Genomic DNA, 11,805 nt, shown 5'->3' with positions numbered 1-11,805 from the left:
GGAAAACCCCGACCGAGGTTTTTCCTCTGCCCGGACCATATTTTTCCTTGGCCTCACTTCCAGGCTTCACGCTCGAAGAAGGCACGCAGGTGTTCGATGAAGAACGACACCTTGGCCGACAGGTTCAGGCGCTCCAGGTACACCGCATAGATATCGGCAGGTGGTGTCTCGTAGTCGCCCAGCACCTCCACCAGCTCACCGGAACGCAGGTAGCGCGCCAGGTTCCACTCGGCCCGCATCAGGATCCCATGCCCCTCCAGCGCCCAGTTCAAGGCGACTTCGCCATCATTGGTGCTGAGCCCGCCGCGCACCTTGACCGATTCCGCCTGCTTGCCCCGACTCAGGCGCCAACTGCCGAAGGCGGCGTCGTTCTGGCGCAGCACGATGCAGTGGTGGTTGGCCAGGTCCCTGGGGGTTTCAGGGGTGCCGCAGCGCGCCAGGTAAGCCGGCGCGGCACACAGGCGCCGACGGTTGCTGGCGATCTTGCGCGCGATCAAGCGCGAGTCCGGCAGGTCGCCGAAGCGGATCGCTACATCGATGGCATCGTCCGGCAGGTTGATCGGCCGGTCGGTAAGCTGCAATTGCACCTCCACTTCCGGATGCCGCTGGACGAAGGAAGAAATCGCCGGCCCCACGTGCGTGCGCCCGAAGCCCAGCGGCGCATTGACCCGCAACAGGCCCTTGGGCTCGGCCCGGCTGCTGGAGACCTGGCGCTCCATTTCCTCGATCTCGCCGACGATGCGCTGGGCGTTGACCAGGTACAGCTCGCCCTCGGCGGTCAGGCTGATGCTGCGCGTGGTGCGGTTGAGCAGACGCACGCCCAGGCGCTGCTCCAGTTGGGCCAGGCGCTTGGAAACCGCCGGCGGGGTCAGGTTCAGCTCCCTTGCCGTCGCCGCCAGGCTGCCAAGGCGCACCAGCTGGATAAAGAAGGCCAATTCCGAGATCGGACTCATTAGTAACCTCAGGTAAACAATGAAGTGAAATTCATTGTATTACCACGTTTCAGAAAAACCTTTAACTTTCCCTCCCGTGATTACCCACACGAAACCTGGGCTATCCCGCCGCCGCGACTTGCCTGGTCGCAGCGGCGCGACAAGCCCGGCCGACAAGAAAAAATCCGACTCACAACAATAAAGCGGAGAAAAACGGCCATGAAAGTTCTAGGCAAGTTGTATGTGCAGGTCCTGATCGGCGTCAGCCTCGGTATCGCCCTCGGGGTGTTCTGGCCCGAAGTCGGCGTCGATCTCAAGCCCTTGGGCGATGCCTTCATAAAACTGATCAAGATGGTCTTCGCGCCGATCATCTTCGCCACGGTGGTGCTCGGCATCGCCAAAATGGAAAACATGAAGGAACTGGGCCGGGTCGGTGCCCGCGCCCTGATCTACTTCGAAGTGCTGTCCACCTTCGCCCTGGTGCTGGGCCTTGTGGTGGTCAACCTGGCGCAGCCCGGCGTGGGCATGAACGTCGACCCGGCGACCCTGGATACCAAGAGCATCGCCAGCTACACCTCGGCGGCAGCGGCCGGCTCCGGCAGCTTCACCGACTTCCTCCTGCATATCATTCCGGCCAGCGTCACCGACGCCTTCGCCAAGAACGAGATACTGCCGATCCTGCTGTTCTCGACCCTGCTGGGCATCGCCCTGGCCCATCTGGGCGAGCGCGGCAAACCGGTGGTGGACGTGCTGGAAAGCTTCTCCCACGGCATGTTCCACATCGTCGGCATGGTCATGCGCGTCGCCCCGCTGGCGGCCTGCGGCGCCATGGCCTTCACCGTCGGCAAGTACGGCCTGGGCTCGATCGTGTCCCTCGGCAAGCTGATGGCGACCATGTACATCACCTGCTTCCTCTTTGTCGTCATCGTTCTTGGGTTCGTGGCGCGCCTGTCCGGCTTCAGCCTGTGGAAGTTCCTGAAATACCTGAAGGAAGAACTGTTCACCGTGCTCGGCACCAGTTCCTCGGAATCGGTGGTACCGCAACTGATGGGTAAGCTGGAAAAAGCCGGGGTATCCAAGCCGGTGGTGGGCCTGGTGATTCCGTCCGGGCTGACCTTCAACCCCGATGGCCAGTGCATCTACTACACCATGGCGGCAATCTTCATCGCCCAGGCCACCAACACACCGCTGAGCCTGACCGACCAGCTCATCGTCCTCGGCGTGCTGCTGCTCACCTCCAAGGGTTCGGCCGGGGTGACCGGCTCCGGTTTTATCACCCTGGCCGCGACCCTGGCCTCGCTGGGCAGCATCCCGGTGGCCGGCATGGTCCTGCTGCTCGGGGTGGACCGCTTCATGTCCGAAGCCCGCGCCATCACCAACACCATCGGCAACGCCGTCGGCACCCTGGCCATCGCCAAATGGGTCGGCGCGCTGGACAGCGCCAAGCTCAACCGCGTCCTCGACGGCCAGCCCGAAGCCGAATCACACCGTGCAGAGGCAGCCCCCGCGCTGCACAACAACCAGACCGTGACACCGGCGACCACCGCCAGCGGTGCATGACCTGCACCCGACCCCACCCGCCTTGTGATGCTGTAAGGAGATAAACCGTGGAAAGAGAAGAAGCCGTCCAGTCGCTCACCGATACCCTGGCGAAATTCACCGCCTACATCGGCAAGCGCCTGCCCAGGGACGTCAAGGCCAAGACCGCCAAGCTGCGCGCGGCGGAAACCAACCCCCTGGCCATCGCCGTGTACGACTCCATGGCCGAGAACCAGGACTATGCCGACAAGCTCAACCGCCCGAGCTGCCAGGACACCGGGGTGATCCAGTACTTCGTCTCGGCCGGAGCGCGCTTCCCGCTGCTGGGCGAGATGGAGAGCATCCTGGAGAACGCCACGAAGGAGGCGACCATCCAGGGCCCGCTGCGCCACAACGCCGTGGAGACCTTCGTCGAGAAGAACACCGGGACCAATACCGGCTCGAAGATCCCGTGGCTGGACTGGGAAATCATCCCGGATGCCGACTACGCCATCGTCGACGTGTACATGGCCGGTGGCGGCTGCACCCTGCCCGGCTCGGCCAAGGTGCTGATGCCCGGCCAGGGCTACGAAGGGGTGACCGAGTTCGTCTTCGACGTGATCACCTCCCGCGGCGTCAATGCCTGTCCGCCGTTGCTGGTCGGCGTAGGTGTCTCGACCTCGGTCGAAACCGCCGCGCGCCTGTCGAAGAAAGCGATCCTGCGTGAAGTGGACTCCAGCCACCCGAACGAAAGCGCGGCGCTGATGGAAAAGCTGCTGGAAGAAGGCCTGAACGAAATCGGCATCGGCCCCCAGGGCCTGACCGGCAACAGCAGCGTGATGGGGGTGAACATCGAGTCCTCGGCCCGTCACCCTTCGACCATCGGTGTTGCCGTGTCCACCGGCTGCTGGGCCCACCGCCGCGGCAAGATCCGCATCAACGCCGACCTGTCCTACGACATCCTTTCCCATGAAGGTGTAGTTCTGTGAAAAAGATCCTCAGCACCCCGATCAAAGACGAAGACCTGGCCGAGCTCAACGTGGGCGACGTGGTCTACCTCACCGGCCAACTGGTGACTTGCCGCGACGTCGCGCACCGGCGCCTGATCGAACTGGGCCGCGAACTGCCGGTGGACCTGCGCGGTGGCGCGATCTTCCACGCCGGCCCCATCGTCAAGAAGAAGGACGATGGCAGTTTCGAGATGGTCTCCATCGGCCCGACCACCAGCATGCGCATGGAGAAGTTCGAGAAGGAATTCATCGAGCAGACCGGCGTCAAGCTGATCGTCGGCAAGGGCGGCATGGGCCCGGAAACCACCACCGGCTGCCTGGAGAACAAGGCAGTGCATGCGGTGTTCCCCGGTGGTTGCGCGGTGCTCGCGGCCACCAAGGTGGAAGAGATCGAACGTGCCGAATGGCAGGACCTGGGCATGCCCGAGACCCTGTGGGTCAACCGCGTGCGCGAGTTCGGCCCGCTGATCATTTCCATCGATACCAAGGGCAACAACCTGTTCGAACAGAACAAGAAGCGCTTCAACGAACGCAAGGGCTCGGTGATCGAGAAGATCAACGCGCAGGTGCGTTTCATCAAGTAAGACCACGACCGACCGGTGCCCACGCAGCACCGGTCGGCCGTTCCCTTCTTTACAGAACAACGAGATATCGCCATGTATCCAGCCAGTCATCACGCACTGCGCGAGACCTTCCGTGGCCTGCTCGCCCGCCCGGCCTGCCAGCGTACCGCTTCGGTGTTCGACCCCCTTTCCGCGCGCATCGCCGCCGACCTTGGCTTCGAGGTCGGCATCCTCGGTGGCTCGGTGGCCTCGTTGCAGGTGCTGGGCGCGCCGGACATCGCCCTGCTGACCTTGAGCGAGTTCGTCGAGCAGGCCACCCGCATCGGCCGGGTGTCGCGCCTGCCGGTGATCGCCGATGCCGACCATGGCTACGGCAATGCGCTCAATGTGATGCGCTGTGTCGCTGAGCTGGAACGGGCCGGGGTCGCCGCCCTGACCCTTGAGGACACCCTGCTGCCGGCGCGCTTCGAAGAGCCGCTGTCGGAGCTGATCAGTGTCGAGGAAGCCGTCGGCAAACTGCGCGCCGCGCAGCGGGCGCGGCAGGACCGCAGCCTGGCACTCATCGCCCGGACCCATGCCGGGGTGCAATCCTTGTCGCAGGTTATCCAGCGCACCCGGGCCTATCAGGAGGCCGGGGCAGACGGAATCTGCCTGATCGGGGTGAGGGACTTCGAGCAACTGGAAGCAATCGCCGAAGGATTGCGGGTGCCCCTGATGCTGGTGACCTATGGCAGCCAACAGGCCTGGGACGAACAACGCCTGACCGGACTCGGCGTGCGGATCGTGGTGGACGGGCATGCGGCCTGTTTCGCGGCGATCAAGGCCACTTACGACACCCTGCGAGCGCAACGCGGGCCGGATGCCGGCGCCGAGCTCAGGCCCGGCGAACTGGTGGCGCGGTACAGCCGGGCCGAGGAGTACCTGGGCTTGGCGCGGGAATATATGGGGGTGATTGCCTGATGGGGTCTTGGGCTGTTCTTTCGGGCCTCATCGCTGGCAAGCCAGCTCCCACAGGTAATTTGTGCAAATCTCAAGGTTTGCAGTACCCCTTGGGACATGGGGTGATTGCCTGAGGGGGCTTGGGCTGTTCTTTCAGGCCTCATCGCTGGCCAGCTCCCACAGGTTTTTGTGCAAATCTCAAGGTTTGCAGTAACCCTGTGGGACAGGGGGTGATTGCCTGACAGGTCTTGGGCTGCTCTTTCCGGCCTCATCGCTGGCAAGCCAGCTCCCACAGGTTTTGTGCAAATCTCAAGGTTTGCAGTAACCCTGGGGGCAGGGGGTGATGCCTGACAGGTCTTGGGCTGTTCTTTCAGGTCTCATCGCCGGCTAGCCAGCTCCCACAGGTCCGGCGGTGCACGCGGTCACTGTGGGAGCTGGCTTGCCAGCGATGAGGCCTGAGAGAGCACCACACACTTCAGATCAGATCACTTCCCGGGCCAGGGATTTGATCAGCGCGTGGTAATGCCCCATCAGGGCCTTGAACAGCAGCATCCTCGCCTCCGTCATCCTGTTGAATCTCATGCATCCACGGGCAATCCCGCAGTCGCGCGTCCAGCCGTGCGGCTTCCTGCAGCAACGCCTCGCTGGCGGCACGAGCCTGGCGCGAGCGCCAGCCCGAGGTGAACCCCAGGCGCTGGACTTCGGCCAGCGCTTCGTCGAGGTCCTGCATACCACGCTCCTGTGCTTCGCAGGCCACCGCAATGGACATGCCGCGCTCTTCGATACTGCTCGAGGCGGCGCTGATCCCGGCAAGGGCCAGGTTGGCGTCGTAGGTCTGGTCGCGCCCCTGGCGTGCCAGCAGGCGCACCTCGTTGCCCAGGTCGGTCCGGGCTGCCAGCGCCGTCCGGTCGACACTGCGCAACGCCATCAGGGTGGCACTGAGCCCCGCCTGGCCTTCCAGTGCCAACTTCATCGATTGGCGTGATTCACTGCCGACCTGACGGGCATCCTCCAGCAACTGCCGACCCTCGACCTTGATCCGGGCAAAGGCGGTCAACGCCAGATCGAACTTGCGCTGCTGTTGTTGCAGGGCCGCGTCACACTCGTTGCTCAATGCAACGACCTGGTTCGCCAATTGGCCCAGGTGCGCCAGGTCCTTGCGCATCAGCCCCAGGCTGTCGCTGGCTTCACCCTGCAGCACCCGCATGCCCTCGCGCAGCGTCCGCGCCTGCTCCTGACAGCGGGCCAGATGCGCGCGCTGGCGCAGGCACAGGTCCAGCAGGAGGACGCCAGCACAGGTGCCAAGAGCCGCGAACAGCCCCAGGAGCGGCTCCAGCAACAGGATGACCACAAGGATCAGGCAGTAGCGAAATGAAACGGTGGCTGGTGGCATGCGGGCAGAAGGTCCCTCAACGGCTGCGCAAACGTGTGCGTATCAAGTGTGGCGGCTTTTTTCCCGGGTTGCCGTGGTCCGCGCTGCCGGGATAAACAAAAAGCCTGCGCGGATAAACGAAAGCCTTCAGAGCTGCTCGCGATAGCGTCCCGGCCCCATGCCGAACCAGCGCTCGCACGCCTTGTTGAAAGCGCTCTGATGGCGAAAACCGACCTGGTAGGCAATCTGCTTGAAGCTCAGGGTGCTGTTGCGCAATAGCCGATGGCTGTCGCGCAGCCTCACCTCGTCGAGCAAACGCACGAAGCTGTGCCCCTCGCCTTCCAGGTTGCGACTCAGGCGCGGGCCACTCATGGCCAGCACCTCGGCGACCCGGGCCAGGGTTACCGGACGCCCCTGGCCCAGTTGCTCGCTGATGACCGCGCGGACCTTCAGGCTGAGGCGATCGCCGCCCATCTGCGCCTGCCAGCGTGCCAAATAGTCGCTATGTACTGCATGCAGCGCCGGATCGTGGCTGGCCACCGGCAGCGCGGCATCGGCATGGCTGAACAGCAGGGCATTCTGCGCCGCGCCGTGCTGGATATGCTCACCGTAGACCCGCCTTGCATCGGCGCTGACGGTGCACGGCGGATAGCTCAGCTCTGCGCGCAATGGACGGATTGTCCGCCCCGGCACCAGCCAGCACAGCAGGCCGACGGTGATCGCCGCCACCGCGTCGATGAACACCCGCGACAGTTCGCGCTGGCCGGTTCCGGTGGGCACGCCGACCAGGCGCACACCGTCGCTGCGCTCTTCGACGAACAGGCAGAAACCGGTGCCCACCAGATGGTGATGCTCGGCCAGGCTCACCAGCACGCTCTTGATAGTCCGGCTGGACATCACCGCGTAGCCAAGTGGCCCGAGGTGGGCCGGGTGAGCATGCTCGAACGCACGCAGGCCGATCCCCGGATCGCCGCCGAGCAGGCTGGCCTGGTCGAACACAGCGTCGAGGCTGGCCAAGGGTATGAAGGCAGGCGCGGACGGGTCCAGCAAGGGTTCGGCCAGGCGCTGGCACAGCTCGCGAACGGCTGGCTGGACGCCTCCCAGCGCGGAGATCAGGGCGTTGGCAAAAGTCCGCGAAACGGTTGGCATGGACGAATTCCAGAAACGAATGGGTCAGGCATGTCCGGGGTCAGTCGTATGACCACCGAAAGCGCATTTGACTCAATGAATCGCCTTCCAGGACACAACCTTTAGTGGCGTAGGGGCTTTCCCGATAAGGGTTGCCGGGTGCTAGGGGAAACCATCAAGCGACTGGCAGCGATGGAGTGGTTGTCGCATGACTCTGACCTTAGGACGCCCCCGTGAAACCTCTCACCGATGCGGAAGACGTTGCGTCATCAGCACAAACCCGCGAGCGAGTCGGCATTCCTCATGACCACCGCCTGACGAATGCCCGCATGCGTGGTGAAGTAGTCCCTGCGCTGGTTGGCATCAAGCGGCTCGCGCAAGCCGAACCTGGCAGCCTCGCGCTTGATCAGCCGGCTATATAGCAAGCTGTTCTGCTCGTTCATGTCCGCCTCGTCAGGCCCGAGGGCGACCTCGCCCTGGGAGGTGGCATGCAGTTCATCCACCAGCGCCGGGATGCTCCGCACCTCGCTGAGCGGCGATACGCTGTACCAGTAGTCGGTCACCATATCCTCCGGACTGGTGAAGAACAGGTCGGTGGTAAGGACGTGAAATTCTTCATGCATGGAGGTCACCGCACTGTCGAAGAGATTGCCACGCAGGTGGCGGGCGGCCAGCTCCAGCCTCGCACCCCGGCCCTGCGACTGCCGTGTGGCGCCGACATGCTGCAGGTCCTGCGGCTCGCTCAGCATCAGTCGCCAGCTTTGCCCATGTTCCAATTGCAACAGGCCATCATGGGCCGCCTGGAAAACCCCTTGCAGCTGCGCGAGGAACAGGCGCTTGGCGGCGGTCAGGCGAAAATCGGTGATGCCGAAGGTTGAGTAGAGTGCCTCGTTAAGCTGCTCGTCGGGCCTGCGCCCCAAGGCGTCGACGGTGTCCTTCAGCATGCCCCTGGCGATCTGGAAGCTACGCCTCACGGCGCCCTGCATGTCCATCGGAAAGTTATCCAACCCCGAGGCGAGCAAATGGTCGCCGCCGTCAATCAGCTCGCTTTCCGCCTCGTCCAGCACATCGAACCCCCGATATCCATCGGCATCCCGCCGATTCACCGGCGCGTTCCCCACCATCCGATACAGGTTCAGACCATCCACCTCCCCCGCCGGATCCGGGTTCAACCAGCGTTGCCAGTCCGCCCGGTAATAACGCGCACCGTAGTAATACAACCCGCTGGCATCGCGCTCCTTGCCGGAATATCGCAGGGTCCGGTAACTGGCCTCGACCTCGTTGCGCGCCGCCGACCAGGCCGTTTCGCCGAAGGGGTAATAGGTCTCCTGGCTGATCAACCCGGCCTCGTCGTCCAGTTCCAGCTGGCAGGAGCCCAGATGATCGCCCAGGGCATAGCGACACTGGTCCTGCGGCACGGCGTCGGGCCGCCCGTCCAGCCAGTGCAGCAGGCGGATGGCGCAGGTGCCGGCCTGCACCACCAGCACCTCGTAGTGCTCGCCTCCGGCACTGCGCCGGTGTCGCTCCAGACCAGGCAGATAGCGCACTTCGCCGAGCAAGGTGCGGGCGCCGGCTTGCTGCAGGCGCCTTTTACGCCGCCGCTGTCCCTCGCCGTCATAGACATAGCGCTCGCAATCATCCAGCCCCTCGTCGCGCCGCACCGGGCTGACGCTGGACAGTCGATTGCGCAGATCCCACTCCACCGTTTGCCCGGCCTGCAACTGTCGAGGGTTGCCGTTGCGATCGTATGCCGCGAGGTAGTCATCCTCCGCGGGTGGCCGTTCATCCACCGCCGCCAGGCAGCGATTGCTCCCCGCCGCAGCCACCAGGACCCGACCATGCGCCTGGGCACCGACATGCACCAGGCGCAAGAGATTGCCGCCGGCGTCGTATTCGTAGGTTTGTCGGTAGTTGCTGACTGCCGCCGGATCATCCAGCGCGCCGGGGCCACGGCGGACGGCACCGGCCTCCTGCCCACGGGCTTCGATCAGTTGCCCCAGGCTGTCGTGACGGTACTCGCAGCGCGCCTCGACACGCTGGTTGGCGAAATGGCGCACGGGCTGGGCACGGTCCTCGATGGACAGCACATTGCCTGCCGGGTCGCAGAGGTAATGCAGGTCTTGCACAAGCCGGCCACTGGCATGACTGCTGTGCAGGCGGGTCAGGCGCCCGTCCTCGGGACGATGCTCGCGGCCGATCCGCACGCCATTGCCGAGCAACTCCTCGACCACATGCCCTGCAGCGTCGTAGCGCAAGGCCTGAACCAGCACGCGCGGCTGCTCCTGACCGTTCGACCATACCTGCAAGTTGCGCAGCCGCCCGAGCAGGTCAAGGCCTGTGTACTGACGGTTGCCGGAGGCATCGATCTGTTCCCGCACCTCGCCGAGAGCGGTATGACGCCAGAGGGTCGATGCCGATTCGGTTTCGAGCAAGGCATCCCTCGCTTCGGGTTCCAGTGGCCAGTCCGGCCAATGCGCCTCGCCCAGGAAGCGCCAGGTTTCGAAGGCCACCGCGCCGCACAGGGCATATGCCGGATAGCGCCGGCTACCCGCTGTATCGTCGCGGCGCAGCAGACGGCCACAAGCATTGTGCGGCGCCAGCGCAGGATCGGCACCCGCATAGTCACGGCGCTCGCTGCAGGTACGCGGATGACTCGAGGACTGTTCGTGGATCGCCAGCACACGCAACAGCCCGTCGTACTCGAACTCGCGGTGATTACCCTGACCATCCTCGCTCCACACCGGTTGCCCGGCCTCACCGAACAGGGTGCAACGAAAACCGCTGTCGACCCTGTCGCTACTCAGTTCACGGCCACTGAGGCCATGCGCGCCAAGGCGGTTCGCCGGCCCGTTGCTTGCCCAGAGCCGCGGGTCCCAGCTGGCAAGGTGATGCCCAACAGCACCGAAGCCCTGGCGCTGAACCCGGGTCTCGGCCGCTGCCTGCGCCGTATCGCGGCAATAGTCCACCTGGCGCACGACCAGCCCGCGCGGGTCGACCGCATGCAACACCGGGGTAAGGGCATGGACAGCGGCGGACATGGGCAGGCCTCGCTGAAGACGAGCCTGACTGTAACGCCGCAGCGCCCATGGCACACCTGATAAAAATGTCAGGTCAGCCACCGACAAGCCTCCACCCCTCCTGCATCTGTAGGATAGTGATCCACCACCCTTTACCGCGAAACTCGATCCAGGCCCTGCCCCCTCCGGCCACCCCAAGACCCCTGACGAAACCAATAACAACAGTCGCACAGAGGTAGTTGCCCATGTCCCGGCACGAATACAGTCCCGCCCGCCTGTTGCAGGCCTTCAGCAGCATGACCCTGGAGCTCCAGCGCCTGGCGCAGAACCAGGACCTCGCGAACTTCCACCGCCCGGCCCTGGACTGCGTCGGCCAGGTGCTGCCCTTCGCCAGCGCGTGGTGGGGCCGCGCCGCGTTGATCGACGGCTTGCCGGAAGAACACAGCTCCTACCTGCATGGGCTGCCCGCCAGCTACCTGCCGGACTGGCAGTCCATCCGCCATATCGACGTCACGGTCGGCCGGGTCCACGCCCATCCCGGGCAGTCGGTGATCATCGACATGCGCGATCCCGATAACGGCCCCGGCCTCAACTGGCTGGGGCAGGCCTACGGTATCGGCGAGCTGCTGTGCGTGGTGCATGTCGATCCGCGAACCCTGCTGAGCGATCACCTGGCCCTGTACCGCGCACCCGGCGCGCCGCGCTTCACCGAACAGGACCGGCTGATCCTCGATAACGCCATGCTGCACCTGGTCGCGGCGGTGTCGGCCAACCAGATCCGAACCCTGGTGACCAAGCGCGAGTCCCTCAGCCCGTCGCGCAACCTGGCGCTGGCGGTGTGCGACCAGCGCGGCACCCTGCAGTGTGCCGAGCGCGGATTCGTCGATCTGCTGCTGGGTGAGTGGCCGCAGTGGAGCGGCCCGCTGCTGCCGATGGCCGTGGACGGCTGCGGGCATGAGGGCAAGCACCTGCAGATCGAAGCCTCGGCGGTAGGCGACCTGTTTCTCCTCGCCGCCCGCCCCCGTGGTGCGCTGGCCCAGTTGAGCCCGCGGGAACAGGATGTCGCCCTGGGCTTCGGCGAGGGCAAGACCTACAAGGAAATCGCCCGCGACCTGGGCATGGCACCCAATACCGTGCGCCACCATATCCGCGCCATCTATCACAAGCTCGGGGTCAACGATAAGACCCGCATCGCCCAGTTGCTGCATACCCCGCCCGACTGACCCCGGACGCTGATCGACCCTGACCGCACGCCGACGCCTAGCGCCGGTGACGGCCCGGCTTTGCCTGCGATTTGCCAACCATAGAAGAAGAGACACCACGACC

Annotated in this window: 9 protein-coding genes; 5 read left to right on the top strand and 4 right to left on the bottom strand. The window is 64.7% G+C overall.

What is annotated here, in order from left to right; all coding sequences use genetic code 11:
- Positions 1 to 53 precede the first annotated feature (53 nt).
- Positions 54 to 953 (bottom strand): LysR family transcriptional regulator, encoded by a 900-nt coding sequence (locus tag CSV86_RS07615; RefSeq protein WP_009407244.1) that lies wholly within the window; start codon positions 951 to 953, stop codon positions 54 to 56.
- A gap of 198 nt (positions 954 to 1,151) precedes the next feature.
- On the opposite strand from CSV86_RS07615, the gene CSV86_RS07610 reads away from it, so the two are divergent.
- The 4 genes from CSV86_RS07610 to CSV86_RS07595 all read left to right on the top strand — a co-directional run bounded on the left by CSV86_RS07610 (position 1,152) and on the right by CSV86_RS07595 (position 4,983).
- Positions 1,152 to 2,492, top strand: coding sequence for a dicarboxylate/amino acid:cation symporter (locus tag CSV86_RS07610; RefSeq protein ID WP_009407246.1), 1,341 nt, complete (start codon positions 1,152 to 1,154; stop codon positions 2,490 to 2,492).
- Positions 2,493 to 2,539: 47 nt separating this feature from the next.
- Positions 2,540 to 3,439: a L(+)-tartrate dehydratase subunit alpha gene (ttdA, locus tag CSV86_RS07605; RefSeq protein WP_009407248.1), complete on the top strand. Its 900-nt coding sequence runs from the start codon at positions 2,540 to 2,542 to the stop codon at positions 3,437 to 3,439.
- Positions 3,436 to 4,044, top strand: a complete 609-nt coding sequence (gene ttdB, locus CSV86_RS07600) for a L(+)-tartrate dehydratase subunit beta (RefSeq protein WP_009407255.1) — start codon at positions 3,436 to 3,438, stop codon at positions 4,042 to 4,044. The genes ttdA and ttdB overlap by 4 nt, the downstream gene beginning before the upstream one ends.
- Before the next feature lie 72 nt (positions 4,045 to 4,116).
- Entirely contained in the window at positions 4,117 to 4,983 is an 867-nt protein-coding gene (locus CSV86_RS07595; RefSeq protein ID WP_009407258.1) for an isocitrate lyase/PEP mutase family protein, read from the top strand.
- A gap of 454 nt (positions 4,984 to 5,437) precedes the next feature.
- Here CSV86_RS07595 and CSV86_RS07590 read toward each other — a convergent pair whose 3' ends face one another.
- From CSV86_RS07590 to CSV86_RS07580, 3 genes are all read right to left on the bottom strand, one after another.
- Positions 5,438 to 6,355 carry a hypothetical protein gene (locus CSV86_RS07590; protein ID WP_009407260.1) on the bottom strand — a complete coding sequence of 306 codons (918 nt, stop codon included), beginning with the start codon at positions 6,353 to 6,355 and terminating at the stop codon, positions 5,438 to 5,440.
- 126 nt (positions 6,356 to 6,481) lie between these two features.
- Positions 6,482 to 7,483, bottom strand: a complete 1,002-nt coding sequence (locus CSV86_RS07585; protein WP_009407262.1) for an AraC family transcriptional regulator — start codon at positions 7,481 to 7,483, stop codon at positions 6,482 to 6,484.
- 248 nt (positions 7,484 to 7,731) lie between these two features.
- The gene (locus CSV86_RS07580) at positions 7,732 to 10,500 is read right to left on the bottom strand and encodes an RHS repeat domain-containing protein (RefSeq protein ID WP_170394490.1); all 2,769 of its coding nucleotides are present in this window, start codon (positions 10,498 to 10,500) and stop codon (positions 7,732 to 7,734) included.
- 224 nt (positions 10,501 to 10,724) lie between these two features.
- Here CSV86_RS07580 and CSV86_RS07575 point away from each other — a divergent pair, with 224 nt between their 5' ends.
- Positions 10,725 to 11,702, top strand: coding sequence for a helix-turn-helix transcriptional regulator (locus CSV86_RS07575; protein ID WP_009407265.1), 978 nt, complete (start codon positions 10,725 to 10,727; stop codon positions 11,700 to 11,702).
- The last annotated feature ends 103 nt before the right edge of the window (positions 11,703 to 11,805 follow it).

Source organism: Pseudomonas bharatica CSV86 (genome assembly GCF_000319305.2).
Lineage (GTDB): Bacteria > Pseudomonadota > Gammaproteobacteria > Pseudomonadales > Pseudomonadaceae > Aquipseudomonas > Aquipseudomonas bharatica.
The sequence above is the reverse complement of the archived record's forward strand: the minus strand, read 5'-3'. Positions and strand labels throughout refer to the sequence as shown.

What these genes read in the sequence shown, in the direction of transcription:
- CSV86_RS07615 (WP_009407244.1), bottom strand. Translation starts at nt 953, where the DNA reads ATGAGTCCGATCTCGGAATTGGCCTTCTTTATCCAGCTGGTGCGCCTT.
- CSV86_RS07610 (WP_009407246.1), top strand. Translation starts at nt 1,152, where the DNA reads ATGAAAGTTCTAGGCAAGTTGTATGTGCAGGTCCTGATCGGCGTCAGC.
- CSV86_RS07595 (WP_009407258.1), top strand. Translation starts at nt 4,117, where the DNA reads ATGTATCCAGCCAGTCATCACGCACTGCGCGAGACCTTCCGTGGCCTG.
- CSV86_RS07590 (WP_009407260.1), bottom strand. Translation starts at nt 6,355, where the DNA reads ATGCCACCAGCCACCGTTTCATTTCGCTACTGCCTGATCCTTGTGGTC.
- CSV86_RS07585 (WP_009407262.1), bottom strand. Translation starts at nt 7,483, where the DNA reads ATGCCAACCGTTTCGCGGACTTTTGCCAACGCCCTGATCTCCGCGCTG.
- CSV86_RS07580 (WP_170394490.1), bottom strand. Translation starts at nt 10,500, where the DNA reads ATGTCCGCCGCTGTCCATGCCCTTACCCCGGTGTTGCATGCGGTCGAC.
- CSV86_RS07575 (WP_009407265.1), top strand. Translation starts at nt 10,725, where the DNA reads ATGTCCCGGCACGAATACAGTCCCGCCCGCCTGTTGCAGGCCTTCAGC.